The 25,635-nt window shown below is 67.7% G+C and carries 29 protein-coding genes; 17 read left to right on the top strand and 12 right to left on the bottom strand.

Annotation, left to right across the window (positions count from 1 at the left end):
* Window positions 1-7: 7 nt before the first annotated feature.
* Window positions 8-286 (bottom strand): YciI family protein, encoded by a 279-nt coding sequence (locus L5G28_RS11835; RefSeq protein ID WP_237001718.1) that lies wholly within the window; start codon window positions 284-286, stop codon window positions 8-10.
* Window positions 287-408: 122 nt separating this feature from the next.
* Window positions 409-942, bottom strand: coding sequence for an amino-acid N-acetyltransferase (locus tag L5G28_RS11830; RefSeq protein WP_237001717.1), 534 nt, complete (start codon window positions 940-942; stop codon window positions 409-411).
* Between the two features lie 75 nt (window positions 943-1,017).
* On the opposite strand from L5G28_RS11830, the gene pgsA reads away from it, so the two are divergent.
* The 7 genes from pgsA (at window position 1,018) to L5G28_RS11795 (ending at window position 6,220) form a co-directional block, all read left to right on the top strand.
* Window positions 1,018-1,635, top strand: coding sequence for a CDP-diacylglycerol--glycerol-3-phosphate 3-phosphatidyltransferase (pgsA, locus tag L5G28_RS11825; protein WP_237001716.1), 618 nt, complete (start codon window positions 1,018-1,020; stop codon window positions 1,633-1,635).
* A 57-nt stretch (window positions 1,636-1,692) separates the two neighbouring features.
* Complete coding sequence (locus L5G28_RS11820; RefSeq protein ID WP_236997368.1) at window positions 1,693-1,992, top strand: helix-turn-helix domain-containing protein; 300 nt, start codon at window positions 1,693-1,695, stop codon at window positions 1,990-1,992.
* A gap of 49 nt (window positions 1,993-2,041) precedes the next feature.
* Window positions 2,042-2,860 carry a PspA/IM30 family protein gene (locus tag L5G28_RS11815; RefSeq protein WP_372477216.1) on the top strand — a complete coding sequence of 273 codons (819 nt, stop codon included), beginning with the start codon at window positions 2,042-2,044 and terminating at the stop codon, window positions 2,858-2,860.
* 2 nt (window positions 2,861-2,862) lie between these two features.
* The gene (locus L5G28_RS11810) at window positions 2,863-4,068 is read left to right on the top strand and encodes a glycosyltransferase (protein ID WP_237001936.1); all 1,206 of its coding nucleotides are present in this window, start codon (window positions 2,863-2,865) and stop codon (window positions 4,066-4,068) included.
* Window positions 4,055-4,249, top strand: a complete 195-nt coding sequence (locus tag L5G28_RS11805) for a DUF3046 domain-containing protein (protein ID WP_237001715.1) — start codon at window positions 4,055-4,057, stop codon at window positions 4,247-4,249. Before L5G28_RS11810 ends, L5G28_RS11805 begins: the two co-directional genes overlap by 14 nt.
* A 367-nt stretch (window positions 4,250-4,616) precedes the next feature.
* Entirely contained in the window at window positions 4,617-5,663 is a 1,047-nt protein-coding gene (gene recA, locus L5G28_RS11800) for a recombinase RecA (RefSeq protein WP_237001935.1), read from the top strand.
* 8 nt (window positions 5,664-5,671) lie between these two features.
* Entirely contained in the window at window positions 5,672-6,220 is a 549-nt protein-coding gene (locus tag L5G28_RS11795; protein ID WP_237001714.1) for a regulatory protein RecX, read from the top strand.
* 27 nt (window positions 6,221-6,247) lie between these two features.
* On the opposite strand, the gene L5G28_RS11790 is transcribed toward L5G28_RS11795, so the two are convergent.
* Genes L5G28_RS11790 through L5G28_RS11775 form a run of 4 tightly spaced genes read right to left on the bottom strand, consistent with a single transcriptional unit; the run spans window position 6,248 to window position 9,519 of the window.
* Window positions 6,248-7,114, bottom strand: coding sequence for an amino acid ABC transporter permease (locus L5G28_RS11790; RefSeq protein ID WP_237001713.1), 867 nt, complete (start codon window positions 7,112-7,114; stop codon window positions 6,248-6,250).
* Window positions 7,111-7,794 carry an amino acid ABC transporter permease gene (locus tag L5G28_RS11785; RefSeq protein WP_237001712.1) on the bottom strand — a complete coding sequence of 228 codons (684 nt, stop codon included), beginning with the start codon at window positions 7,792-7,794 and terminating at the stop codon, window positions 7,111-7,113. Before L5G28_RS11785 ends, L5G28_RS11790 begins: the two co-directional genes overlap by 4 nt.
* Window positions 7,794-8,774 (bottom strand): glutamate ABC transporter substrate-binding protein, encoded by a 981-nt coding sequence (locus L5G28_RS11780; RefSeq protein WP_372477215.1) that lies wholly within the window; start codon window positions 8,772-8,774, stop codon window positions 7,794-7,796. The genes L5G28_RS11785 and L5G28_RS11780 overlap by 1 nt, the downstream gene beginning before the upstream one ends.
* A 16-nt stretch (window positions 8,775-8,790) precedes the next feature.
* Window positions 8,791-9,519 carry an amino acid ABC transporter ATP-binding protein gene (locus tag L5G28_RS11775; RefSeq protein ID WP_237001933.1) on the bottom strand — a complete coding sequence of 243 codons (729 nt, stop codon included), beginning with the start codon at window positions 9,517-9,519 and terminating at the stop codon, window positions 8,791-8,793.
* A 196-nt stretch (window positions 9,520-9,715) separates the two neighbouring features.
* Between L5G28_RS11775 and miaB the strand changes: the two genes are divergently transcribed.
* Both miaB and L5G28_RS11765 read left to right on the top strand, forming a co-directional pair.
* A complete protein-coding gene (gene miaB, locus L5G28_RS11770) occupies window positions 9,716-11,179 on the top strand; it encodes a tRNA (N6-isopentenyl adenosine(37)-C2)-methylthiotransferase MiaB (protein ID WP_237001711.1) in 1,464 nt (487 codons plus the stop codon).
* Window positions 11,176-11,820 (top strand): Rv2732c family membrane protein, encoded by a 645-nt coding sequence (locus tag L5G28_RS11765; protein WP_237001710.1) that lies wholly within the window; start codon window positions 11,176-11,178, stop codon window positions 11,818-11,820. Before miaB ends, L5G28_RS11765 begins: the two co-directional genes overlap by 4 nt.
* Before the next feature lie 63 nt (window positions 11,821-11,883).
* On the opposite strand, the gene L5G28_RS11760 is transcribed toward L5G28_RS11765, so the two are convergent.
* A complete protein-coding gene (locus tag L5G28_RS11760) occupies window positions 11,884-13,251 on the bottom strand; it encodes a DUF349 domain-containing protein (RefSeq protein WP_237001709.1) in 1,368 nt (455 codons plus the stop codon).
* A gap of 143 nt (window positions 13,252-13,394) precedes the next feature.
* On the opposite strand from L5G28_RS11760, the gene L5G28_RS11755 reads away from it, so the two are divergent.
* The 4 genes from L5G28_RS11755 to hflX are packed head-to-tail and all read left to right on the top strand — an operon-like array spanning window position 13,395 to window position 17,456.
* The gene (locus L5G28_RS11755; RefSeq protein ID WP_237001708.1) at window positions 13,395-14,156 is read left to right on the top strand and encodes a class III extradiol ring-cleavage dioxygenase family protein; all 762 of its coding nucleotides are present in this window, start codon (window positions 13,395-13,397) and stop codon (window positions 14,154-14,156) included.
* Window positions 14,153-15,070 (top strand): tRNA (adenosine(37)-N6)-dimethylallyltransferase MiaA, encoded by a 918-nt coding sequence (gene miaA, locus L5G28_RS11750; RefSeq protein WP_237001707.1) that lies wholly within the window; start codon window positions 14,153-14,155, stop codon window positions 15,068-15,070. Before L5G28_RS11755 ends, miaA begins: the two co-directional genes overlap by 4 nt.
* Complete coding sequence (gene dapF, locus L5G28_RS11745) at window positions 15,067-15,966, top strand: diaminopimelate epimerase (protein WP_237001706.1); 900 nt, start codon at window positions 15,067-15,069, stop codon at window positions 15,964-15,966. The genes miaA and dapF overlap by 4 nt, the downstream gene beginning before the upstream one ends.
* A 44-nt stretch (window positions 15,967-16,010) precedes the next feature.
* The gene (hflX, locus tag L5G28_RS11740; protein ID WP_372477214.1) at window positions 16,011-17,456 is read left to right on the top strand and encodes a GTPase HflX; all 1,446 of its coding nucleotides are present in this window, start codon (window positions 16,011-16,013) and stop codon (window positions 17,454-17,456) included.
* 5 nt (window positions 17,457-17,461) lie between these two features.
* Here hflX and L5G28_RS11735 read toward each other — a convergent pair whose 3' ends face one another.
* From L5G28_RS11735 to L5G28_RS11720, 4 genes are read right to left on the bottom strand one after another with little or no spacing between them, the layout of a single operon-like run.
* Entirely contained in the window at window positions 17,462-17,722 is a 261-nt protein-coding gene (locus L5G28_RS11735) for an HPr family phosphocarrier protein (protein ID WP_236997356.1), read from the bottom strand.
* A gap of 31 nt (window positions 17,723-17,753) precedes the next feature.
* Window positions 17,754-19,811, bottom strand: coding sequence for a PTS fructose transporter subunit IIABC (locus L5G28_RS11730; RefSeq protein WP_237001704.1), 2,058 nt, complete (start codon window positions 19,809-19,811; stop codon window positions 17,754-17,756).
* Between the two features lie 32 nt (window positions 19,812-19,843).
* The gene (locus L5G28_RS11725) at window positions 19,844-20,806 is read right to left on the bottom strand and encodes a 1-phosphofructokinase family hexose kinase (protein ID WP_237001703.1); all 963 of its coding nucleotides are present in this window, start codon (window positions 20,804-20,806) and stop codon (window positions 19,844-19,846) included.
* On the bottom strand, window positions 20,803-21,573 hold the full coding sequence (locus L5G28_RS11720; RefSeq protein ID WP_237001702.1) for a DeoR/GlpR family DNA-binding transcription regulator: 771 nt from the start codon (window positions 21,571-21,573) through the stop codon (window positions 20,803-20,805). The genes L5G28_RS11725 and L5G28_RS11720 overlap by 4 nt, the downstream gene beginning before the upstream one ends.
* Window positions 21,574-21,593: 20 nt before the next feature.
* Here L5G28_RS11720 and L5G28_RS19320 point away from each other — a divergent pair, with 20 nt between their 5' ends.
* Together L5G28_RS19320 and L5G28_RS11715 are read left to right on the top strand one after the other, a co-directional pair.
* On the top strand, window positions 21,594-21,725 hold the full coding sequence (locus L5G28_RS19320; RefSeq protein WP_265744139.1) for a hypothetical protein: 132 nt from the start codon (window positions 21,594-21,596) through the stop codon (window positions 21,723-21,725).
* 71 nt (window positions 21,726-21,796) lie between these two features.
* Window positions 21,797-23,500 (top strand): phosphoenolpyruvate--protein phosphotransferase, encoded by a 1,704-nt coding sequence (locus tag L5G28_RS11715; RefSeq protein ID WP_237001701.1) that lies wholly within the window; start codon window positions 21,797-21,799, stop codon window positions 23,498-23,500.
* 64 nt (window positions 23,501-23,564) lie between these two features.
* On the opposite strand, the gene lexA is transcribed toward L5G28_RS11715, so the two are convergent.
* The gene (lexA, locus tag L5G28_RS11710) at window positions 23,565-24,236 is read right to left on the bottom strand and encodes a transcriptional repressor LexA (RefSeq protein ID WP_237001700.1); all 672 of its coding nucleotides are present in this window, start codon (window positions 24,234-24,236) and stop codon (window positions 23,565-23,567) included.
* Between the two features lie 232 nt (window positions 24,237-24,468).
* Here lexA and L5G28_RS11705 point away from each other — a divergent pair, with 232 nt between their 5' ends.
* On the top strand, window positions 24,469-25,068 hold the full coding sequence (locus L5G28_RS11705) for a LysM peptidoglycan-binding domain-containing protein (protein WP_237001699.1): 600 nt from the start codon (window positions 24,469-24,471) through the stop codon (window positions 25,066-25,068).
* Between the two features lie 116 nt (window positions 25,069-25,184).
* Window positions 25,185-25,631 carry a transcriptional regulator NrdR gene (gene nrdR / locus L5G28_RS11700; protein WP_237001698.1) on the top strand — a complete coding sequence of 149 codons (447 nt, stop codon included), beginning with the start codon at window positions 25,185-25,187 and terminating at the stop codon, window positions 25,629-25,631.
* Window positions 25,632-25,635 lie beyond the last annotated feature (4 nt).

Here is a 25,635-nt window from a genome sequence, read left to right as displayed (position 1 = left end):
TCCGCGGTCAGAACGGTCCGTAGACCTGCTTCCATTCACGGACGGTGACGGCGGCGATCGCGGCGACCGCGGCGAACGGGTCGCCCGCGAGGACGGCGTGCGCCGCGGTCTCGTCGTCGGCGACGATCATCAGCGCAGCGCCCGAACCGTCCGTGAACGGACCGACGTACAACAGGTCGCCCGCTTCGTGCAGGCGGCCGAGGAACTCTCGGTGTGCCGGGCGGTGCTCGTCGCGGACCGCAGCGGCGTCGGGTGCGTACGTGTACTCGACATGGAAGATCGACATGGAAGATGCTCCTGGGTCTCGGAAGTCGGGGGTCTCGGAAGTCGGGGGCGGGTGACCCACAGCTTGGGTCCTCCTCGTCTACAGGCTCCTCGTCTACAGGCTCCCCGCCTACACGTTCGCGTCTACAGGTGGGCGAGCATGCGCGTATTGCCGAGGGTGTTCGGTTTCACGAAGCTCAGATCGAGGAACTCGGCGACACCGGTGTCGTACGAGCGGGTCATTTCCTCGTACACCTCTCTGGTGACGGGTGTGCCGTCGATCTCCACGAACCCGTGACGGGAGAAGAAGGCCGTCTCGAAGGTGAGGACGAAGACGCGTTCGAGTTCGAGTTCGCGCGCGACGTCCATGAGGCGGTCCACCACCCGATGGCCGATACCGCGGCCCGCGTGCGATGTGTCGACCGCCACGGTGCGCACTTCCCCGAGGTCGGCCCAGAGCACGTGCAGCGCGCCGCATCCGACGACGAGTCCGTCCTCCTCAGCGACCCAGAACTCGGGAACCGCCTCGTAGAGGGTCACCAGGTTCTTCGCGAGAAGGATCTTGCCCGCATACACGTCGATGAGTTCCTTGATGCGCGGCACGTCCGATGTCCTGGCTCGGCGCACCACGACGTCCACCGGTTCGTCGGAACGGCGGGCGGACACAGACGTGGACATAGGAGTCAACAATAGTCGCAGACAGGGGGAGTCCCCGCGCAGGTCGCGACATCGCGTGCCGATAGGCTTACCACTGTGAGTGAACCCGAACCCCGAGCAGCGGCCGCTCAGACGGCTCCGCCGGTGGTCAATCTCGCGAATGCGCTGACGCTGTTCCGCATCGTGCTGGTGCCGGTGTTCGTGGTCGTGCTGTTCGTCGACGACGGGCAGTCAGTGCTGTGGCGGGTCATCGCGTTCCTCGTCTTCGCGGTCGCCGCCATCACCGACCAGATCGACGGCCGCATCGCGCGCAGTTGGAATCTCGTCACCGACTTCGGCAAGATGGCCGATCCGATCGCCGACAAGGCGCTCATCGGCGCGGCACTGCTGGGACTGTCGATCCTCAACGAGCTGCCGTGGTGGGTCACCGTCGTCATCCTCGTCCGTGAGATCGGGGTGACCCTGCTGCGGTTCTGGGTGATCCGGCACGGCATCATCCCGGCGAGCCGAGGCGGCAAACTCAAGACCCTGCTCCAGTGCTTCGGAATAGGGCTCTTCGTTCTCCCGTTGCACGGGGCACTTCACACCGTGGGCTGGGTCTTCATCGTCGCGGCGGTCGTCGCGACGGTCGTCACTGGACTGGACTACATTTGGCAGGCGATCAGCCTGCGACGCTCCGCGCATGCAGCGGCGACCGATGCGAAATTCCGCTAGGGTCGTCGTCACAGGCTCATGAGAACTATCGGCGACCCGGATGCGGGAGGAACACACGTGACAATCTTGTTGCGCGAAGCGATCGGCGACCAGCTGCGGCGGGTCCGAACCGACCAGGGGCGGACCCTGCGCGAAGTGTCGACGGATGCGCGCGTCTCTCTTGGCTACCTGTCGGAGGTCGAGCGAGGCCAGAAAGAGGCGTCGAGCGAGTTGCTCGCGTCGATCTGCGTCGCGCTCGAGGTCGAGATCGGCGACGTGCTCCGCGACGTGGCAGGTGTCATGAGCCCAGTCGCCGACGCCGTTGTCGAAGTCATCGGATCGCAGGCCGACCGCGCGGCAGCGCTCGCCGCAGCCTGACCCCGTACGCCCGCCAGAGCATCGAATACGAGAAGTTGAGGACAACGTAATGGCGAACCCGTTTGTGAAGGCATGGCGCTACATGATGGCGCTGGGCAACGCGAAGATCGACGAGCACGCCGATCCGAAGGTGCAGATCCAGCAGGCCGTCGAAGAGTCCCAGCGTCAACACCAGGCTCTCTCACAGCAGGCCGCCGCGGTCATCGGCAACCAGCGCCAGCTGGAGATGCGGCTCAACCGTCAGCTTGAAGAGATCGAGAAGCTTCAGGGCAACACCAGGCAGGCGTTGTCGCTCGCCGACCAGGCCTCCGCCGCGGGCGATGCGGCCAAGGCCACCGAGTACACCAACGCCGCCGAGGCGTTCGCCGCACAGCTCGTCACCGCCGAGCAGAACGTCGAAGACCTCAAGGTGCTGCACGATCAGTCGCTGACCGCGGCCGCGCAGGCGAAGCAGGCCGTAGAACGCAACGCGATGACGCTTCAACAGAAGCTCGCCGAACGCTCCAAGCTGCTCAGCCAGCTGGAGCAGGCCAAGATGCAGGAGCAGGTCAGTGCGTCGCTCAACAGCATGAGTGAGCTGTCCGCACCCGGCAACACCCCGAACCTCGATCAGGTCCGCGACAAGATCGAGCGCCGGTATGCGACCGCGCTCGGCTCGGCCGAGCTCGCGAAGGGATCGGTCAACGGTCGGATGGCCGAGGTCGAGGCCGCGGGCGTCCAGATGGCCGGGCACGCCCGCCTCGAACAGATCCGTGCCAGCATGGGCGGGTCGTTGACTGCGGGCCAGCAGCCTGCCACCGGCCAGACGGCCGCTGGCCAGACGGCCACTGGTCAGACGGCACCGTCGATCGACACGGAGAAGCACTGACGATCGTCGCGGTCGTCGCCGGCCCCGACGCAGGCCATGCGTTCCCAGCTCTCGGGCTGGCCGCACGGTTCGCCGCCGCGGGCGACGACGCCGTCGTCTACACCGGTACTCGCTGGCTCGCCGACGGTGCGCGGTGCGGAGTCGACGTTCGGGAGTTGCCCGGGCTGGTGGCGCTTCCGGGCGAGGACGATGAGGACGCGGGGGCGAAACTCAGCGCCCGCGCTGCACGCATGGCTCTCGCGCTCGCCCCGGAACTCGCGGAAGCGGGCGTCGACCTCGTCATCAGCGATGTGATCACCCGGGCCGGAGGGTGGGCCGCCGAACTCGTCGGGATCCCGTGGATCGAACTCTCGCCGCATCCGTTGTACGAGCAGTCGCGGGGCCTCCCGCCGATCGGCGCGGGCATGGACGTCGGAATCGGAGTGCGCGGGCGTCTCCGCGACGTCGCTCTGCGGGTGATGAGCGCGCCCTCGGCGGCGGACGGGCGACGCAGCACGGCGCTCGCTCGCCGAAGCATCGGACTGTCGGACGTTCCCGAACCCGCCGCACGGTTCGTCGCGACCCTGCCGGGTCTGGAAGTGCATCGCCCCGACTGGCCGGCCCGCACCCATGTGATCGGACCGTTGGCGTATGAGCCGACTGACGCCGTCTTCGCGACGCCGGACGGTGGCGGGCCGTTGGTGGTCGTCGCACCGTCGACCGCGAAGAGCGGTGAAGCCGACCTCGGCAAGGCCGCGCTCGACGGGCTCGCCGACCTGGCTCGACGGCGGGAGATACGGGTGGTGTATTCGGCGCTGACCCCACCGCCGGATAACGCGGCGACCCCGGACGCCTTCGTCGCGGGCACCGCACGCCAGGACGAGGTTCTGTCCCGCGCGGCGGTCGCGGTCTGCGGGGCGGGCCACGGGATGCTCGCCAAAGCGCTGCTCGCGGGGGTACCGGTCGTCACCGTGCCCGGCGGCGGTGACCAGTGGGAGCTCGCGAACCGCGTACTGCGGGCGGGGTGCGGCGTCGTAGTTCGGCCAGCCGACGCCGGTGCGATCGCATCGGCGGTGGCCCGTGTGCTCGACGACGACGCCTTCGCCGCGGCGGCCCGCGGTGTCGCGGCGACGAACCACGCGACCGTCGACCCCGTCCGCGTCGCGCACCGGACGCTCGATCGCGCATCGACCACTCGAGAGAGGCGGACTGCACGTGCGTCTGACTGAGTTCACCGAACTGACCGGCTTCGAGTTCGGGCGGCTCCGCGCGGACGCGATGCTCGTCGACCTCGTCCTCGTCGAACTCGGCGGGCGGACCGGAGCCCAGGCGATCGACGACGGCGTCGACCCCCGCGACGTGTGGCGCGCCCTGTGTAGAGAATTCGACGTGCCCCGCGAACGCTGGTGAAAGCGCCAGGTCGGGAGGATCCGCCGCTCGGATCTCGGGCGTGTCACTTGCCATCGAACATCTGTTCGTTAAACTGAGGTGGAACCGAACAGCCGCCCGGTGCGTCCGACCTAATATGACGACTACAAGCAGTACGACGACCAAAAACAGCACGAGCAAAAACAGCAAGGCGACCGAGAACAGCACGAGCAGCGCTGGGGAGACCAGCGCCGGGGCGGCAGATCGGAGCGGCGCGACGAAATTGTCAGAGGTCGGTTCTACGGTGATCACAGCACCGCGACAATCGGACCCGACCCCGGACGTTCCGCCCGCCGACGCTCCGAGTCCGGAGACCACGGACCCGCCCGACCAGAACGAGGAGACCACGATGGCACCCGTCACCGATCGACAGAAGGCGCTCGATCTCGCGCTCGCGCAGATCGACAAGAACTTCGGCAAGGGCTCGGTCATGCGACTGGGCGAAGACACGCGTCCTCCGATGGAGGTCATCCCGACGGGGTCCGTCGCACTCGACATCGCGCTCGGCATCGGCGGACTGCCCCGCGGCCGAGTCGTCGAGGTGTACGGCCCCGAGTCGTCGGGCAAGACGACCGTCGCGCTGCACGCTGTGGCGAACGCGCAGGCACAGGGCGGCATCGCGGCGTTCATCGACGCGGAGCACGCACTCGACCCCGACTATGCGGCGAAGCTCGGCGTCGACGTCGACGCGCTCCTCGTGTCGCAGCCGGACACCGGTGAGCAGGCACTGGAGATCGCCGACATGCTGATCCGGTCGGGAGCACTGGACATCCTGGTCGTCGACTCTGTCGCCGCGCTGGTGCCCAAGGCCGAGATCGAGGGCGAGATGGGCGACAGCCATGTCGGCCTGCAGGCTCGACTGATGAGCCAGGCGTTGCGCAAGATGACGTCCGGCCTGAATAACTCGAACACCACCGCGGTCTTCATCAACCAGTTGCGCGAGAAGATCGGCGTCATGTTCGGTTCGCCCGAGACCACGACCGGCGGAAAAGCGCTCAAGTTCTATGCGTCGGTCCGCTTGGACGTGCGCCGCATCGAGACCCTCAAGGACGGCACCGACGCAGTCGGTAACCGGACCCGTGTGAAGGTCGTCAAGAACAAGGTCGCTCCGCCGTTCAAACAGGCCGAGTTCGACATCCTCTACGGCCACGGCATCAGCCGCGAAGGCTCGCTGATCGATCTCGGCGTTGCCGAGGGCTTCATCCGCAAGTCCGGCTCGTGGTTCACCTACGAGGGCGATCAGCTCGGCCAGGGGAAGGAGAAGGCGCGCACCTTCCTCATCGAGAACCCCGATATCGCTGACGAGATCGAGACCAAGATCAAAGACAAGCTCGGTATCGGTCGCCGCCCGGAAGTCGACGCCGAAGCGGTCGCCCCCGAACCCGTCGACTTCTGACTCCAGTCATGGGGGATAGGGGCCCGACGGACGCCGTCACGGGGGAGAAGCACTCTCGCGAACCTCGATCCGCCGGCTCGGGCCCGTCTGCCTGGGACGCCGCACTGCGGCTCCTCGGCGCGCGGGCCCGCAGTCGTCAGGAGATGCATGACCGTCTCGTATCCCGGGGTTTCACCGACGACGAGGTGTCGACGACCATGTCGCGACTGGACGAGTGCGATCTGCTCGACGACGCCGAGTTCGCTCACGAATGGGTGCAGTCCCGACACGCGCACTCGGCGCGCGGACGCCACGCCCTGCGTCGTGAGCTCCGCGCCAAAGGGATCGACGACGAGATCGTCGCCGACGCACTCGAGACCATCGACCCGGAGGCCGAACGCGACATCGCCTACGCGCTCGCCGAGAAGAAGCTGACGTTCGACGCCGATGACTTGGCCGACCCGAACATCCGGGCCAAGGCGTTCCGGCGACTGTCCGGAGCGCTGGGCCGTCGCGGGTACCCGCCGGACGTGATCACGTCGGTCGTGAAGGACGTGATCACCGCCCGGCGAGAATAGCCGCGGCTCTCTCACACCGCAGTTATCTCATTCCGTGTCCATCAAGTCGACGGCTTCGGTCGCCGCAGACTTCCGTTTCCCTTCGCGAAGTCGGCGCTCCAGTCGATGCGCCAGCGAGGTGAGGGCGAAGTTGACGATGATCATGATGACTGCCGTGACCATCAGCGCGGGCAGATAGTTGCCGAAGTACGACGCGGTCTTGATACCCGATCGGACCACTTCGATGTAGCCGATCGCGTAGCCGAGCGCACTGTCCTTGAGGGCGATCACCATCTGCGAGACGAGAGCCGGAAGCATCGCGGTGACAGCCTGCGGCAACAGGATCAACCGCATCATCTGCGATTTCCGCATGCCGATCGACTTCGCGGCCTCTGACTGTCCGTTCGGCAGCGACGCGATGCCCGCGCGCAGGATCTCTGCGATCACCGAGCCGTTGTAGAACGTCAAACCGAAGACGACAGCCGCGAACGCGAGCTGTGACGACGGGACGAGCGCGTAGTCGGCGAAGAAGTAGTACGCGAAATAGATGAGGATCAGGACCGGGATCGCGCGGAAGATCTCGACCAGGGCACCGGACACGCCGCGGACCCACCGGTGGTCGGAGAGCCTGCCGACGCCGAGTATCGCGCCGAGGATCAACGCGAGCACGATCGAGAGCGCTGCGGCTTTCAACGTGCCCCACAGGCCGGGCAGGATCCACGTCGTCCAGGTTCCGCTCTCGGTGACGAACGGGCTCCACTTCTCGCCGGTCAGCTGTCCGTTGTCCTTCAGGATGAGGACCACGTAGACCACGACGGCGATCAGGATCGCCAGGAAGACGACTGTCGTGATGCGGTTGCGCACACGAGCCTTCGGGCCGGGCGCATCGTAAAGGACTGTCGATTCGTCGCTCATCGTCGAACCACCCATCGCTTGGCCGCCCAGCCGAAGACCGCGCCTTCGGCGAGCGTGATGATCATGAATCCGACGGCGATGATGGCGAAGATCGCCAAGATCTGGCTGCCGTTGCTCTCCAGTTCGGTCTTCATCAGCAGTGACGCCTCGGCGACGCCGATGATCGACGCGATCGTCGTGTTCTTGGTCAGCGCGATCAGCACCGAACCCATCGGCGCGATGACCGCGCGCATGGCCTGCGGCAGGATCACCAGGCCGAGGACCTGGGGGAACGACATGCCGATCGATCGGGCGGCCTCCGCCTGCCCGATGGGCACCGTGTTGATGCCCGAGCGCAGCGTCTCACAGACGAACGTCGCCGTGTAGAGGACGAACGCGAGGACGGCGAGCCGGAAGTTGTTGTTCTCGATGAACGACGAATCGTCGGCGGCCAACGCCAGCCCGAGGTTCTGGTACAGGCCGATCGAGCAGAACAGCACGATCAACGTGAGCGGCGTGTTGCGGACGATGTTGACGTAGACCGTCGCGAATCCTCGCATCACCGGGACCGGCGACACCTTCATCGCGGCGAGAATCGTGCCCCACACGAGTGCACCGATGCCGGAATAGATGGTGAGTTTGATCGTCAGCCAGAATGCGGGCCACAGCTGTGGACCCATCGAGTCCCAGAGTTCACTCATTACGCGACTCCTTCACACGGTGTCGACGGTGCGGTGACGAACTCGAGATCGCCGACGTCGGGCTCCAGTTTGTACTGGGAGTCGGGTTCGTTCGCGCGGTCGACGAACGCGTCGACGTCCTTGTCGCCGAGGTTTTCGCGCAACGCGGCCTCCCACGGTGACTCGCCGCCGGCGGGGGCGACCAACATCGCCTTGATCGCCCGGTTGGCGGCTTCGACGGCCTCCGGGTACTCCTTGGCCATGCCGATGCCGTACCGCTCGGTGGAGAACGGGGCGCCGGCCTTCTTGAATGCGTCCTTGACGCACGCGTCGTTGGGGTACGTCATGGCGACGAGCTTGAACTCGTCCGGGTACCAGTTGGAGTAGCCGGCGAGAATAGTCTCGTCGGTGGTGAGCGCGTCGACTTTGCCGCGGCGCAGCGCCTCGACGCAGGAGGAGTAGGTGTCGTACTCCTGGAGCTGAACGCCGGGCAGCTGGGCCTTCACATTCTGTGCGGACGTCGAACCGGTCACCGAGCAGAGTTTGCGGCCGTTGTTGAGGTCTTCCAAGGAGTTCAACGTCTCGTCGTCCTCTCGAACGAGCAGACCCTGATAGGTGACGAGGTACGGACCGGCGAAGTCGACCTTCGACGAGCGGTCCTTGTTGATCGAGTAGGTGGCGGCAATCATGTCGACCTCGCCGTTTCCGATGAGTGTCTCGCGCTGGGCGGAGGGGGTCTCGCGCCAGGTGATCGTCGGGTGGTCGACGCCCATCTCGTCGGCGATGTGGTTCACCACGTACTCCGAGACGGCGGCGTCGAACCCGATGATCGACCCGTCCGGTTTCTGCAGGCCCATGCCGGGCTGGTCGTACTTGGTGCCCAGGATCACTTTGCCGTCGCGGATCGAGTCGAGCAGATTCCGTGGGTCGGAGCTGCCGCAGGCGGCCAGGACGGCCGCCAGCAACGCCATCACCACGACGAGGGCCGACGTTCTTCGCATGAATGTTCGTCGCATGTCAGTGCCCCAGAATCTTCGACAGGAAGTCACGGGCACGATCGGACTCGGGTGCGGTGAAGAAGCTCTCCGGGTCGGTGTCTTCGACGATCGCGCCGTCGGCCATGAACAGAATGCGGTCGGCGGCCTTGCGTGCGAAGCCCATCTCGTGGGTGACGACGACCATCGTCATGCCCTCCTTGGCGAGCGACACCATCACGTCGAGCACCTCGGAGACCATCTCCGGGTCGAGGGCGGACGTCGGCTCATCGAACAGCAGCACTTTCGGGTCCATCGCGAGGGATCGGGCGATCGCCACGCGCTGCTGCTGGCCGCCGGACAGCTGCGCCGGATACTTGTCCTTCTGCGCTTGGACACCCACGCGCTCGAGCAGCCCGAGTGACTGCTTCTCGGCGTCGGCCTTGCTCTGCTTGCGGACCTTGATCGGTCCGATCGTGACGTTCTGCAAGATCGTCTTGTGGGCGAACAGGTTGAACGACTGGAAGACCATGCCCACATCCGAACGCAGACGCGCGAGATCGCGCCCCTCTTCGGGAAGGAGTTGCCCTTCGATGCGGATCTCACCGCTGTCGATCGGCTCGAGTCGGTTGATGGTTCGGCAGAGCGTCGACTTCCCGGAACCCGACGGGCCCAGGACGACGACGACTTGCCCTCGGGGGATCTCGATGTCGATGTCACGGAGCACGTGGAGATCACCGAAGTGCTTCTGAACATTTCTCATCGAGATCATCGGGGTGGCGTTCGCGTCGCTCATAGCGTCTAACGGTAGTTGTGGGACCGGCCGCAACACAGCAGGACCGCCAATCCCGGTGTGTTCGCCTCGAGCGGCTTCGGCGATTCTCCTCGATCAGGCACCCCGGCGTAACCTGTCAACTGTGAGTGGTGCAGTGACGAAGTCGTATTCAGTTCGGACGTTCGGATGTCAGATGAACGTCCACGACTCCGAACGCATCTCGGGCCTTCTGGAGAGTGCAGGCTATGTGGCCGCCGACGACGGCGACGACGTGGATCTGGTGGTCTTCAACACGTGCGCGATCCGCGAGAACGCCGACAACAAGCTGTACGGCAACCTGTCGCATCTCGCGCCCGTCAAGTCGTCGCGGCCGGGGATGCAGATCGCGGTCGGCGGGTGTCTGGCGCAGAAGGACAAGGACGTGGTCCTGCGTAAAGCGCCGTGGGTGGACGTCGTGTTCGGCACGCACAACATCGGGTCGTTGCCCGCGCTGCTCGACCGGGCACGTCACAATGAGGAGGCGCAGGTCGAGATCCTCGACTCGCTGGACACTTTTCCGTCGACGCTGCCCGCGCGCCGTGACTCCGCCTACGCCGGGTGGGTGTCGGTGTCGGTCGGCTGCAACAACACCTGCACGTTCTGCATCGTCCCGTCGTTGCGCGGCAAGGAAGTCGATCGTCGCCCCGGCGACGTTCTCGCCGAAGTGCAGGCCCTCGTCGATCAGGGGGTCCTCGAGGTGACGCTCCTCGGCCAGAACGTGAACGCGTACGGCATGTCGTTCGCCGACCCGGACACGCCGCGCGACCGCGGAGCTTTCGCCCAACTCCTCCGGGCGTGCGGTGACATCGACGGGCTCGAACGGGTCCGCTTCACTTCGCCGCACCCCGCCGAGTTCACCGACGACGTCATCGAGGCGATGGCGCAGACTCCGAACGTCTGCCCGCAACTGCACATGCCGCTGCAGTCCGGCTCGGACCGCGTACTCAAGGCGATGCGCCGCAGTTACCGCAAGGCCAAGTTCCTCGGAATCCTCGACCGGGTCCGTGAAGCGATGCCGCACGCCGCGATCACGACCGACATCATCGTCGGCTTCCCCGGTGAGACCGAAGAGGACTTCGTTGAGACGCTCGACGTCGTCGAGCAGGCGCGCTTCTCCAGCGCGTTCACGTTCCAGTACTCGGCACGGCCGGGCACCCCGGCGGCGTCCATGGACGACCAGGTCCCGCCCGAGGTCGTGACCGAGCGCTACCAGCGCCTCATCGCCCTGCAGGAACGGATCTGCCTGGAGGAGAACACCCGTCTCGTCGGCACGGACGTCGAATTGCTCGTCGCCGCCGACGAAGGCCGAAAGAATGCGAAGACCGGTCGGATGACCGGCCGGGCACGCGACGGTCGACTCGTGCACTTCGCGGTCGGCGACCGCACGGACGTGCGTCCGGGCGACATCGTCACCAGCACCGTGACCGAGGCCGCGCCTCACCATCTGATCGCCGACGCGGGCCTCGCCTCGGTGCGACGGACCCGCGCAGGCGACGCCCACGAGGCGGGTACGACCCCGACGACCGCGCCCGTCGGCGTCGGTCTCGGGATGCCGACGATCGGGGCCGGGCCCGCTACCGAGTCCGTCTCAGCATGTGGAACAGGAGGATGCTCATGAGCACATCGGATTCGAATCCGACCGGTCGAGCGGCCGAACGCGAGGCGTTCGGCGCGTTTGAGGACGACTTGCGCAAAGCCGAACAGAAGGTGGCAGGCGAGATCGACCCGGGTGCGCGCGCGGTCGTCGTCGCCGTCTGCGTCCTGGTCGCGCTCGTGTCGGTGGTGCTCCCGCACGCGGGCGACGCGAACGGCCTCGACGTGTTGACGATGTCGTCGGACACCGGTGCCGAACAGATCGCGTTGCCGTCGAAGATCTTCGTCTACATGCTCGTGATCTTCGGCGTCGGATTCTCCATGCTGGCGTTGGTGACCCGGCGCTGGGTTCTCGCGTGGATCGCGTTGTGCGGCTGCGCCGTCACCTCCGTCGCAGGCGTCTTGGCGATATGGACGCGGAACACGGTCGGCGTCGACTCGCTCGACATGACGAGGCCGTCGGGGGCAGGCATCGGGTTGATCCTCGGATGCATCACCATGATCGTGTTGACGTTCCACTGGGCCCGCGTGGTGTGGGCACGGACCAATTACCACTTGGCGCTCGAAGCCGAGCGGCGGGCGAAGGCAGCCGACCTCGACGCGCGCGGACGTTCACTGCAGACGCTCGTGGAGCACCGCGACGACGCAGTGCCCCACGACGACTGACTGGGAACTCTGGCGAACTGACTGGAACTCTGGCGAACTGACTGGAACTCTGGCGAGCGCAGGTCAGCGGTCGGTGAGCGCCGACTGAGCGGTTCCCGCCCAGTCGCGCCACTGCGCAGCCTGCTCGCGGAGCGCCGCCGCATCCTTGTCCTTGCCTGCTTCGGCGGCTTTCGCGGCCTGCTCTTCGAGCTTCTCGGCTCGCTCAGCAAACTGCGCGGCGCGCGCCTGCGCCTCCGGATCGGTACGGGCCCACTCTGAGTCCTCGGCGTCGCGCACCGCCTTCTCCAGCGCGCGCACCCGGCCTTCCAGAGAGTGCATCTTCTCGCGCGGCACCTTGCCGATCTCTTCCCACTTATCGCGGAACACGCGGAACGCTCGCCGCGCCGCGTCGAGGTCGGCTACCGGATCGATGGTCTTCTCCGCCTCGGCGAGCAGAGCGGCCTTCGCGTCCGCGTTCTCGGCGAACTCGGCGTCGCGTTCGGAATTCACCGCGTTGCGCGCTTCGAAGAACACGTCCTGTGCCGCTTTGAAGCGGGCCCACAACGCGTCGTCGGCGTCGCGAGGCGCACGGCCCGCGGCCTTCCACTCTTGGAGGAGGTCGCGGAACTTGCCCGCGGTGGGGCCCCAGTCCGTAGACGACGACAGCGCCTCGGCCTTCTCGATCAGCTCCTCCTTGCGGGCGCGGGCGCCTGCACGTTCACGATCGAGGTCGGCGAAGTAGGCGCCGCGCCGCCGGTTGAACGAGTCACGAGCCTTCGAGAATCGTTTCCACAGCGCGTCGTCGGTCTTGCGGTCGACGCCCTTGATGGTCTTCCACTCGTCGAGGATCGCGCGCAAGCGGTCGCCGCCGGCCTTCCACGAGGTTCCCTCGGCGCCGATCGCCTCGGCTTCGCTCGCCAACTCCTCCTTGCGGGCGATCGCTGCGGCGCGCTGCTCGCTCCGTTCGGATCGGACGGCTTCGGCGACATCGTCGGCGCTGGCGATGATCTTCGTCAGTCGCGACGTGAGTTCGTCGACGTCGCCGATCACCTGGGCGGTCGGGAGGGCTTCGAGCATCTGCGCGGCCGCAGTCTGTGTCTTGCGTGGGTCGCCCGAGTGGGCCGCGAGCCGTTCCTCGAGGATCTCGACCTCGGTCGCCAGGTCGGCGAACTTGCGGGCGAAGTGCGCGAGCCCCTCCTCCGGGGTGCCTGCCTGCCACGAACCGATCTGGCGTTCGCCCGACGCCGTGACGAGCCAGACGGTGCCGTCGGCGTCGACGCGCCCGTACTCCGCCGGATCGCCCAGCGTCACATGGTGAACGGAGACTGCAGGGATCGGGCCCAGCCCGGTGGGGGACGGCCTGGCGGGCGCAGGTGCGGACGTGCCGGGACGAGGACCCGGGCGCGGTCCTGGTTTGGGTCCGGGCTTCGGGGCTGGCGTCGGGTTTGTCATCTCGGGTGTCCCTCATCTAAGTCTCTCGCCGCGCGTCACGGCCGCCGGTAACTTCCGTCTTCATTCAAGCAGGTCAGACTCCGATGTGGGGTGAGGCTTCGGCATTTGGGCAAAGCGGAGTCGGTGACGGTAGCGTCGTTGCGGTGTTGGCCGAGCTTGCGATCGTACCGAGCGCACCCCTCCTGGTGCCTGAATTGTCTGGACGCGATGCGGCGGAGGTCGACGAGGTCCGGGCCGCGGTGCTCGACGCAGTCCGGTCGCTGGGGGGTGCAGCGCGCACGTGGATCGCGATCGGCGTCGACGGCCCGCCTCGCCTGTTCTCGGCGTACGGTGTCGACGTACCGGTCACCGCATCGTCGGGTCGAGAAACGCCGGGTCGAGAAACGTCGGGTCGAGGAACGCCGGACTCAGGCTCCGACGCCGATCCGATGCCCCTCGCGATGCTGATCGCGTGCTGGTGTCGGGGTCGGGCGGACGCCCCGGTCGAGCTCCGCCGCGTTCTCGTCGACCCGGACGCCACACGGGACGAGGCTCGCCGGCTGGGCGTGGACCTCGCCGCGGCGATCGCGGCCGACCCGGAGCCGATCGGCGTCCTCGTCGTCGCGGACGGGGCGACAGCCCTGAGCCCGTCGGCGCCCGGGGGTGGGGACCGGGAGAGCGCGCACCGACTCCAAGACGTGATCGACGCGGCGGTGGCCGCAGGCGACGTCGACGAGCTCGCCGCCCTCGACCCGCTCGCGTGCGAGCTGGACGGTGTCGTCGCACGTCCGGTGTTCGCCGCGCTCGCCGGCCTGTGCGCGGACATCGACGTCGACGTCGACGTGCGATATGCGGGAGCGCCCTACGGTGTCGGCTACACCGTCGCCACCTGGTCTCCGACATCTCCCGTGCGAGCACGGTCGTGACCGCCCCGGTCGCCGTGATCGGCCCGACTGCGAGCGGAAAGTCAGCGCTCGCACTCGATCTGGCCGAACGCCTGTCCGGCGAGATCGTCAACGTCGACGCGATGGCCCAGTACCGCGGCATGGATATCGGGACCGCGAAACCGCCGGTGGACGCGCGGCGCGGAATCACCCACCACCTGTTCGACGTCCTCGACGTCACACAGACGTCGACCGTCGCGGGGTACAAGCAGGCGGCGACCGCGGTGATCGACCGACTCCTGGCGGCTGGACGGACCCCGGTGATCGTCGGCGGATCGATGATGTACGTCCAGGGGCTCCTCGACGACTGGGCGTTCCCGGCCACCGACCCGCGGGTGCGGGCCCGATACGAGGAGCGGCTGGCACAGATCGGGGCACGCGCGCTGCACGCCGACCTGGCCGCGGTCGACCCCGCGGCTGCGGACACGATCGGCGACTCGGACGGCAGACGGATCGTTCGGGCTCTCGAAGTCGTGGAGATCACCGGCCAACCGTTCGCGGCGTCGGCTCCGATGATCGGTGAACCTCGCTGGGGCACGACGATTCTCGCGATCGACCGCGATCGAGCCGAACTCGACGGGCGGGTCGTCGCCCGGACCTCGCAGATGTTCGCCGACGGGTTCGTCGACGAAGTCGTCGCGCTGTGCGAGCAGGGTCTTCGAGAGGGGAGGACGGCGTCCCAGGCCATCGGCTACGCGCAGGTCCTCGCATACCTCGACGGCGAGTACGACATCGAGACCGCGCAGGAGCGCACCTACATCGGCACCCGGCAGTACGTGCGACGGCAACGGTCGTGGTTCCGCCGCGATCACCGTGCCGTCTGGCTCGACGCGGCGTCGCCGACGCTGCTCGACGAGGCGCTGACCGTCATCGAACGCGTAACATCCGAGCCATGACTGCTGCGCCGACGTTCGCGTTCGTCAAAGGCCACGGAACCCAGAACGACTTCGTCGTCGTCGACGACCCCGATGTCCGGCTCGACCTCACCGAAAGCCTGGTCAGCGCGCTGTGTGATCGGCAGCGCGGGATCGGGGCCGACGGAGTGCTGCGGGTGGCGTCAGCGCGCGCACTGGTGGCGGCCGGCGTACTCGGGGAGTTCCCGGACGGCGTCGGGCCCGACGACTGGTTCATGGACTACCGCAACGCCGACGGGTCGATCGCGGAGATGTGCGGCAACGGCGTCCGTGTGTTCGCTCACTATCTGCGCACCACCGGGCTCGTCGACTCCGACTCGTTCACCGTCGGTTCGCGCGCGGGCGGGCGTCCGGTGGTCGTGCACTCGTGTGATCCGTCCGCCGCCGACGTCAGCGTCGCGATGGGACGTGTGCGTCTCGACGGGCGCAGCGACGTCCAGATCGCCGGCCGCACGCTCACCGGCGAACGAGTGGACGTCGGCAACCCGCATCTCGCCTGCGTCGTCGACGAGTTGAGCGTCGACGAGCTCGCCGCGCTCGATCTCACGACCGGAGCGGTGGTGGACGCCGCCGCGTTCCCGCACGGTGCGAACGTCGAGATCCTCACCGCGCTGCAACGCTCGGACCACGACGTCGACTTCACCGCGCACATGCGTGTCCTCGAACGCGGAGTCGGCGAGACTCGTTCGTGCGGTACAGGTCTCGTCGCCGCAGCCAGTGCGGCGCTCCACGGGATCGGGCGCGACCACGGGGTGGTCGGCATCGCGGTCCCCGGGGGAACGGTGGTCGTCACGGTCGCCGACGGTGCCGCGGTGCTGCGCGGTCCGTCGCGTCTGGTGGCGCGCGGTGAACTCCTCCCGGAGTGGAGCGCCGGATAAATCAGGTGCGTCATCGCTGCTCGACGGGGCACAATGGTCCTTGTATGACTGACATGACACGAACTGATTCTCCGACCGCCGACTCACCCGCGCGGGTAGACCTCGCGGGGTCACCGACCACCGGTGAACTCGCCCTCGACGACCGCGCGTCGCTGCAGCGCGTCGCCGGACTCTCCACCGAGCTCGACGACGTCACCGAAGTCGAGTACCGGCAGCTGCGCCTGGAACGGGTGGTACTCGTCGGCGTGTGGACGTCCGGGACCGTCGCGCAGGCACGCGCCAGCATGGCCGAGCTCGCGGCGCTCGCCGAGACCGCGGGATCACAGGTCCTCGAGGCGCTTTTCCAGCGACGCTCCAAACCCGACCCGGCGACATATCTGGGCTCCGGCAAAGCACAGGAACTGCGCGAAGTGGTTCTGGCGACCGGTGCGGACACCGTCGTCTGCGACGGTGAACTGACTCCGGCCCAGCTGACGGCGTTGGAGAAGGTCGTCAAAGTCAAGGTGATCGACCGGACCGCACTGATCCTCGACATCTTCGCCCAGCACGCGACCTCCCGCGAAGGCAAGGCCCAGGTGTCGCTCGCGCAGATGGAGTACATGCTCCCGCGTCTGCGCGGCTGGGGCGAGTCGATGTCCCGACAGGCGGGCGGCCGAGCGGGCAGCAACGGCGGCGTCGGCCTGCGCGGTCCGGGCGAGACCAAGATCGAGACGGACCGGCGGCGAATCCGTGAGCGAATGGCCAAGCTCCGCAGAGAGATCCGTGGAATGAAGACCTCGCGCACCGTGAAGCGTTCGGCGCGCCGTCGCGGCGGTGTGCCCGCGCTGACCGTCGTCGGTTACACCAACGCGGGCAAGTCGAGTCTGGTGAACGCGATGACCGGATCCGGTGTGCTCGTGCAGGACGCGCTGTTCGCCACCCTCGATCCGACGACGCGACGTGCGGAGCTCACGGACGGCCACGAAGTGGTGTTCACCGACACCGTCGGATTCGTCCGACACCTGCCGACCCAACTCGTCGAGGCATTCCGGTCGACTCTGGAGGAGGCCGTCGACGCCGACCTGCTGATCCACGTGGTCGACGGCGCCGATCCGTTCCCCGACTTGCAGATCTCGACGGTCCGCCACGTGCTGCGCGAAGTCCTCGACGAGGAGAAGCTGCCGGCCCCGCCGGAACTACTCGTCATCAACAAGGTCGACGCCATCGACGATCTGCGGATGACGACGCTGCGCTCGGAGTTCCCCGACGCGGTGTTCGTGTCGGCACGCACCGGTGAGGGACTGCCGGATCTGTTCGCCGCGGTCACCGAGTTCGTGCAGCGCGACGACGTCGAAGTGGACCTGCAGGTCCCGTTCTCGCGCGGCGAGGTCATCTCGCGTCTGCACCAGCACGCGCACGTGATCACCACCGATCACAACGAGAAAGGCACCCGCCTGCATGCGCGGATGCCGTCCTCGTTGGCGGGCGAGTACGCCGACCTCATCGTCTGAGCGGGCTAGTCGGCGTCGAGATCCTTGGCGACGAGCGCGGCGATCTGATCGACGGCCGCCTGGTCGTCGCTCGCGACGGTCACGGACGCGCCCTTCTCCGCGCCGAGCGTCATGATCATCAGCGCGCTGCCCGCGTCGACGGGGTCGCCGCCGTCCACGGCCAGGGTCACCGGGGCGCCGAGACCGGTCGCGGCTTCGGCGATCAGGGTGGCGGGACGCGCGTGCAGGCCGACGGCCGAACCGACGGACACAGTGGTGCTTGGCATGGTGGTGCCTTTCTACTTCGGAGGTATCTGGTCAGGCGAGCGCGGGCTCGGGCGCCTTCTCGGGGGTCTTGGTCGTGGTCTTGATCTGCTTGGTGGCGATCACGCCGATCGCCGCGACCACCATGCCAACGACAATAGCGATCAGGAACTTCCACCAGGTGCCGTTCATGGCGAACATGACGAACACGCCGCCGTGGGGCGCCCGCAACTGCACGTCGAGCGCCATCGACAGGCCGCCGGTGACCGCGCCGCCGAGCATCATCGGCGGGATCACCCGGAGGGGATCGGCGGCGGCGAACGGGATGGCGCCTTCGGAGATGAAGGACGCGCCGAGCAGCCAGGCGGCCTTGCCGTTCTCCCGTTCGGGCTCGGTGAACAGGCCCGGTCGCAGCACGGTCGCGAGGGCGAGCGCCAGCGGTGGGACCATGCCTGCGGCCATCACCGCGGCCATGAACTCCCATTGCGCGATGCCTGCGCCCGCCGTGCCCAACCCGGCGACACCCACCGCGTAGGCGGCCTTGTTGACCGGACCGCCGAGGTCGAAGCACATCATCAAACCGATCACGACGCCGAGGACAATCTTGGACGTGCCCGACATGGAGTTGAGCGCATCCTCGAGTTCGGTGTTGACCCACGACAGCGGACGCGAGAGCAGCATGAACATGACTGCGCCGGTCACAGCGGTCGCGATCAACGGGATGATGACGACCGGTTGCAGACCGCGAGCCCACTGCGGAAGCGGGATCCGTGAGATCCAGAGCGCGACGACGCCCGCGATCAGACCGCCGACGATGCCGCCGATGAAACCGCCGCCGACCGTCACGGCGATGACACCCGCGGTGAAGCCCGGCGCGAGCCCCGGCCGGTCGGCGATCGCGTACGCGATGTAGCCGGCAAGGACCGCGACCATCAGACTCATCGCCGTCGAACCGACGGCGAAGCTGACGCCGCCGATGTACTGGGCGAGGCCGCCCGCGGGCAGATCCCACAGGCTGTTGTGCAGAGCGACGTACGCGCCGTCGGACATATCCGGCGACAGTGTGCTGCTGCCGATCTCGTATCCGGCGATCAGGAAGCCCAACGCCATCAACAGGCCGCCCGCGGCGACGAACGGGATCATGTAACTGACGCCGGTCAGCAACGACTGCTTGAGGCGGCCGCCGACACCGATGCCGCTGCCGTCGGTCTCGTCGACGGGATCGGTGGAGTCGCCCGCGGCGACGGTCCGCGCGTGCGGATCGGTGGATGCGGCGACGGCCTCGGCGATCATCGCGTCTGGCTCGTTGATGCCGCGTTTCACGCCGGACTCGATGAGTGGCCTGCCCGCGAAACGTTCTCGGCCCTTTACCCCGACGTCGGTCGCGAAGATGACGGCGTCCGCATCTGCGAGCTGGTGGGCCGTGAACGGTGTGGTGCCCGACGATCCCTGCGTCTCGACCGCGAAGTCGACATCGGCGCGTTCGGCGGCCAATTTCAGGGCGTCCGCCGCCATGTATGTGTGGGCGATACCGGTGGGGCAGGCGGTGACCGCCAGGATCGAGGTGCGGTGCCCCTGCTTCTCGACACCCTGCTTCTCGACACCCTGCTTCTCGACACCCGGGGCGGTCGCGGGTGCTGCCGCCGCGGGCTTCGCCCCGGGTGAGACGGCCTCGGTGACGAGCGCCACCACGTCGTCGGCTTCGTGCGCGTCCCGCAGACTCTGGACGAACTCGTTCCGCACGAGTGCGCGGGCGAGCGCGCTGAGCACCTTCATGTGCTCGCTGCCCGCGCCAGCGGGCGCCGCGATGAGGAAGACGATGTCGGCCGGTCCGTCGGTGGCGCCGAAGTCGACGGGCTTCGACAGGCGGGCCATCGCGAGAGTCGCGACGGTCACCGACTCGGCGCGGGCGTGGGGGATGGCGATGCCGCCCGGTAGTCCGGTCGGTGAGCTCGACTCGCGGGCGAGCGCGCCGTCGATCAGGTCAGTGGGATCGGACGACCGTCCGTCGTCGCCGACGAGTCCGGCGAGCCGCCGGATGACCGCGTCGGCGTCGTCGCCTGCGTCGGCGTCCAGGAGTACCAGGGACGGTGTGATGATGGGGTCGGACATGGCCTCTGCCTCTAGTGGTGGGGGTGGGGTTCTCAGGAGAGTCGGGTGACGGCGACCGGGCTCGCGATGACGGTGCTCGCATCGACGAGGTCCGGTGTCGGCGGGGTGGTTCCGGGAAGTGCGGCCGCGGCCGACCCGTAGGCGACCGCCGTCCGTAGACGTGTGGGCTCGTCGTCTCCTCGCCGATCCGAAATCAGATAGCCGGCCAGTGACGAGTCGCCCGCGCCGACGGTGCTGCGGACCCGGACCGCGGGAGCGGTCGCGAACCACACGCCGTCGCCGGTCGCGAGCAGCGCGCCCGAACCGCCGAGAGTGGTGAGCACGGCTCCACCGGTCGTCGCCGCGAGACGCGCCGATGCGTCGGCTGCGGCCGAGGGATCGCCCGCGGCCGCACGGCTCTCGAGGACGGTCGGGTCCGCGCCGGTCAGTTCCGCCAACTCCTCGGCGTTGGGCTTGAGTAGGTCCGGTCGCGTCCGCGCGACCAGCGCAAGGGGTTCGCCCGACGTGTCGACGGCCACGCGTACGCGAGTGCCCGCGAGCTTGTCGACGAGGTCGGCGTACCACGACGGTGACAGTCCCGGGGGCAGCGAGCCGCACAGTGCGAGCCAGTCCGCGCCCGCCGCGAGTTCGACGACGGTGGCGGAGAGTCGGGCCGCCTCGTCGACGTCGAGCGCGGCGCCGGGGGCGTTGACCTTGGTGGTGACGCCATCGGGGTCGACGAGCGTCACGTTCACGCGGACGTCGCCTGTCACGTCGACGGCGACCCGCGAGAGCCCGACCGCGTCGAGGTGTCGAACGAACGGGTCGTCCGCACGGGCGGGCATCAGCGCCATCGCGTCCATGCCCGCCGCGGACACCGCCCGCGCCACATTGACGCCTTTGCCTCCGGGCTGATCGCCGGAGCCTCTCGTGCGGTGCACCCCGCCCGGGCGGAGCGGACCGTCGAGTTCGACGGTCCGGTCGATGCTGGGATTGGCGGTGACAGTGAGAATCATGCGATGACCACCTCGATGTCGTGGGAGGAGAGGGCCGAGGCCAGGCCGGGGTCGACTCCGTCGTCGGTGACGAGCGCGTCGATGTCGGCGACGGCGCCGAACGTGACGAGTTCCTGCCGGTTGATCTTCGATGAGTCGGCGAGGACGACGACCCGGTCACAGGCGGCGATCATCGCGCGTTTGACGGCCGCCTCGTCGATGTCCGGCGTGGAGAGCCCGTCAGTGAGCGTCAGACCGTTGGTACCGATGAAGCCGACGCTGGTGTGCAGCCCGGCGAGCAGGTCGCACGCGTCGGCTCCGACGGACGCCTGCGTCTTCGGGCGGAGTCGCCCACCGACGAAGATGACGTTCGAGCGCGGCAGAGCGGTCAACGTCGCGGCGATGGGCAGACTGTTGGTGACGAACTGGTGACGCGCGTCGGCGCCGATGGCGGTGGCCGCCGCGAACGTCGTGGTTCCCGCATCGAACAGGACTGCGCCGCCGGCAGCGGGTAGGAACTGCTGGGCGGCGGCGCCGATCGCCGCCTTCTGCGTGCGGCGCGCACCCTCACGTTCGGCGAGGTCCGGCTCGTCCACGACAGCGGCCACGTCGAGCCGTACGGCACCGCCGTGGACACGGACCAGTGAGCCCGCGCGCTGCAGCGCGGCCAGGTCGCGCCGCACGGTCTCACCGGTCACCGAGAACCGCTCGGACAGGTCGGCGACCGATACGCGTCCCCGCTCGCCGACCTCGACGGCGATGGCCTGCTGACGTTCCTCGGCGTACATCTCGTGCGCTCTCCTCAGTGATGACCGAAATCAGTGACGACCACATCAGTGACGACCACATCAGTGACGACCACATCAGTGACGACCACATCAGTGACGACCACATCAGTGATGCCCGAATCAGTGACGACCACATGTGGATTCATCTGTGAATGTTTGGACTTGATCTGTGTCTACCCGTGTTTTGCTTGCAAAGTCAAGGCATTCTTGTAATCTCTCTCACATGAACGCCAGTGAGACTGCAGCGGCCGTGTCCAATCCGTTCGACGCGTCGATCGTCGTCACCGGGACCCCGGTGGTCGGCGGCCTCGCGTACGGACCCGTGATCCGAGTCGGGGACAGACCGACGTTCGACGCCCACGCGCCCGAGGTGCCCGAAGGCGAACGCGACGCGCAGAAGCGGGCGTTCGTCGACGCCGCCGAAGCGGTGGGTGCGCGATTGGCCGACCGGGCCTCGCACAGCACCGGCGTCTCCGCCGAAGTCCTCACCGCGACGGCGGGTCTCGCACGAGACCGAGGCTGGATATCGACTGCTTCCGGACTCATCGAATCGGGCACCCCCGCGTCTGCGGCGGCGGCCGCGGCGACCGAGAAGTTCGTCGACATGTTCACCAAGCTCGGGGGTGTGATGGCTGAGCGGGTCACCGATCTCCGCGACGTGCGCGACCGGGTGGTCGCCGAACTCCTCGGGCTGCCGGAGCCGGGCATCCCGACGCCCGAGACGCCATCGATCCTGTGCGCCGACGATCTCGCTCCGGCCGACACGGCTGGCCTGAATCCGGCACTCGTCGTCGGGCTCGCGATGCGCCAGGGCGGGCCGAGTAGCCATACCGCGATCATCGCTCGCCAACTCGGGATCCCGTGTGTCGTCGCCACCGCAGATCTCGATGAGATCCCTTCGGGTGCAGCGGCGTACATCGATGGTGACGCCGGGACCGTCGGGTCCGAACCGGATGCCGCGGCAATCGCCGCAGCGGTGACGCGGGCGCGGGAGGAGGCCGCCCTCGTGGCGTCGTGGTCCGGTCCCGGGGCGACCGCGGACGGGGTGCCGATCGCGATCCTCGCGAACGTCGCCGACGGCGTATCCGCTCGGACCGCGACGCAGTCACCGGTCCAGGGCGTCGGGCTGTTTCGGACCGAGCTCGCGTTCCTCGACCGTGCGACCGAACCGACCGTCGACGAACAGGCTGCGCTGTACCGGGAGGTCATCGAGGCGTTCGATGGCCAGAAGGTCGTCATCCGGACCCTCGATGCGGGCTCGGACAAGCCGCTGAGATTCGTCGACACCGAGCTCGAGCCGAATCCGGCGATGGGTGTGCGCGGCAATCGGACGGCGCTCTCGCATCCCGAGATCCGGCGTGGACAACTCGATGCGCTCGCGGCGGCCGCCCAGGGCTCGGCAGCCGTGCCGTGGATCATGGCGCCGATGATCGCGACGGTGGACGAGGCGCGCGAATTCGCCGCGCAAGTGCGCGACCGGGGCATGATTGCGGGCGTGATGGTCGAAGTGCCGTCGGCCGCGATCATGGCCGACGCGATCCTCGCCGAGGTCGACTTCGTCTCGATCGGAACCAACGACCTCACGCAGTACACGATGGCGGCCGACCGCATGTCGCCCGAGCTGGCGTCGCTGACCGATCCGTGGCAGCCCGCGGTCCTCGCCCTGATCGGCATGGTGGGCGCCGCGGGTGAGCGGACAGGGAAGAACGTCGGCGTGTGCGGCGAAGCGGCGGCTGATCCGCTACTGGCCTGTGTCCTCGTCGGCCTCGGGGTGCGTTCGCTGTCGTCGGCGCCCGCCGCGTCGGCGGCAGTCGGCCTCAAGCTCGGCACCGTCACGATGCAACAGTGCCGCGAGGCCGCGCGTGCGGCGCTCGCGGCGACCAGTGCGTCGGGTGCGCGCGACGCGGCGCGCGCTGTGACGGGCTAGTGCCTCGGCACTAGAGTCTCGGCACTAGCTGGCCGGGTGCACCTAGCTCCATGGTCGGGTGCAACTAGATCCGCCGCATCACGGTGACGACTTTGCCGAGGACGGCGGCGTCGTCACCGGGGATCGGTTCGAAGTGCTCGTTGTGCGGCATGAGCCAGACGTGACCGTCTTTGCGCTTGAACGTCTTGACGGTGGCCTCGCCGTCGATCATCGCTGCGACGATGTCGCCGTTCTCGGCGACGTTCTGCTGACGGACGACGACCCAGTCGCCGTCGCAGATCGCTGCGTCGATCATCGATTCGCCGACCACCCGGAGCATGAACAGCGAGCCGTCGCCGACGAGTTCCTTCGGCATCGGGAAGACTTCCTCGACCGCCTGCTCCGCCAGAATCGGCCCGCCCGCCGCGATGCGACCGAGCACCGGAACGAACGTCGGCGTGGGCAGCCCCTCGGACGAATCGTCTGACGGGGGCGTGCGGTTGTCGTCACGGACGTTCACCGCGCGAGGCCGATGCGGGTCGCGCTTGAGCAGGCCGCGTCGTTCGAGTGTGCGCAACTGGTGCGCCACCGACGAGGTGGAGGTGAGGCCGACCGCCTCGCCGATCTCGCGGATGCTCGGTGGATAGCCGCGTTCGCGAACCGACTTCCGGATGACGTCCAGCACCTCGCGCTGGCGCTGCGTCAGCGACGCCTCCAGCGTCGACGTCGAGAGCAGCGGATCGGGGGTGTCAGCCATCGTCGGTCCTTCCTCATCGTGCGTGTCTCATCGTGGGTAATTCACGACCCCGTCGGGTGGCCCGGGTGGGGGTGAGATCTGTTCGAACATCGGTGTCCGATCTGGTGATCACGCTAGTCGAACAGATCACAGATTTCAAACAATTGTTCGACGTGTCGCTGACTTTGTCGGTGGGGTGGTGTTTACTATCGAACAAGAGTTCTTCGAACACACGATCGATGAGGAGTATCCGATGGCTCAGGTACTGATCTCGCGCCCCGACGAGCGTTCGCGGCGTGGCCGGGACCGCACGCATAGCACCGTGATGACCTGCGAGTTGCCGGTTGTCGACGGGCGCTCGCAGGTGCCGCTGTGGACCCATGCGCCCGCTCGGGGGTGCCGACCGACAGGGCGTGCGCCGCGCCGGGCGGGGGCCTTCGACGAGCGTAGGCGCGCGCGAATCGCGGGTGATTCTCAGCGTGTCGGACGCCTGGAGCAGCGCCCGTCAGCGGACCGTGCCGGGGCACGGCGGTCGGCCGCCGACCGTTCGAACATCGACGGTGTCATCGCTCGGCGTCGAATCGTCGGCGCGCTGCTTCTCGGCTCCGTTCTCGCCGGCGTGGTCTGGATACTGACGATCGTCGGGTCGGACTACCAGGACGCGGTCACCCCGAGCACCCCCGGCGTGACCCAGGTCGTCCACGTCCGCAGCGGTGAGTCGTTGTCGGACGTCGCGCGCAGAGTTGCCGCCGACCTGCCCGTGGCAGGGGTCGTGGAGCAGTTGCGCGACCTCAACCACCTGGAGTCGTCGGGACTGCGGATCGGCCAGCCGTTGATCGCCCCGGCCTACTGATCTGTGCGATACGGGGCTGGTGTGACGTGGCTGGTGTGACGTGGCCGGTGTGAAGGGGACAGTGTGAAGGGGGCGGTGTGAAGGGCAGTTGGACGGTTGCGCGTATTCTTTCAAGCATGCGCTGCCCGTTCTGCAAGAACGACGACACACGAGTGGTGGATTCCCGCGTCGCTGAAGACGGCCTGGCGATCCGCCGCCGTCGATCGTGCGCCGAGTGCGGTCGCCGATTCAGCACTGTCGAAGCCGCCGTCCTGTCCGTCGTCAAACGCAACGGCGTGTCGGAGCCGTTCAGCCGCGAGAAGGTCATGCAAGGCGTGCGGCGTGCCTGCCAGGGACGTCACGTCGACGAGGACGCGTTGGCGAAGCTCGCGTCGCAAGTCGAGGACTCCGTCCGCGGCTCCGGGTCGGCTGAGATTCCCAGCAATGAAGTCGGTCTGGCGATCCTGCGCCCGCTCCGTGATCTCGACGAGGTCGCCTACCTGCGGTTCGCATCGGTGTACAAGTCGTTTGAGTCCGCGGATGATTTTCAACGCGAGATCGACGATCTCCACAGCCGCGTCTGACGCC

The organism is Gordonia liuliyuniae (assembly GCF_021739025.1).
Taxonomy (GTDB): domain Bacteria; phylum Actinomycetota; class Actinomycetes; order Mycobacteriales; family Mycobacteriaceae; genus Gordonia; species Gordonia liuliyuniae.
The sequence above is the reverse complement of the archived record's forward strand: the minus strand, read 5'-3'. Positions and strand labels throughout refer to the sequence as shown.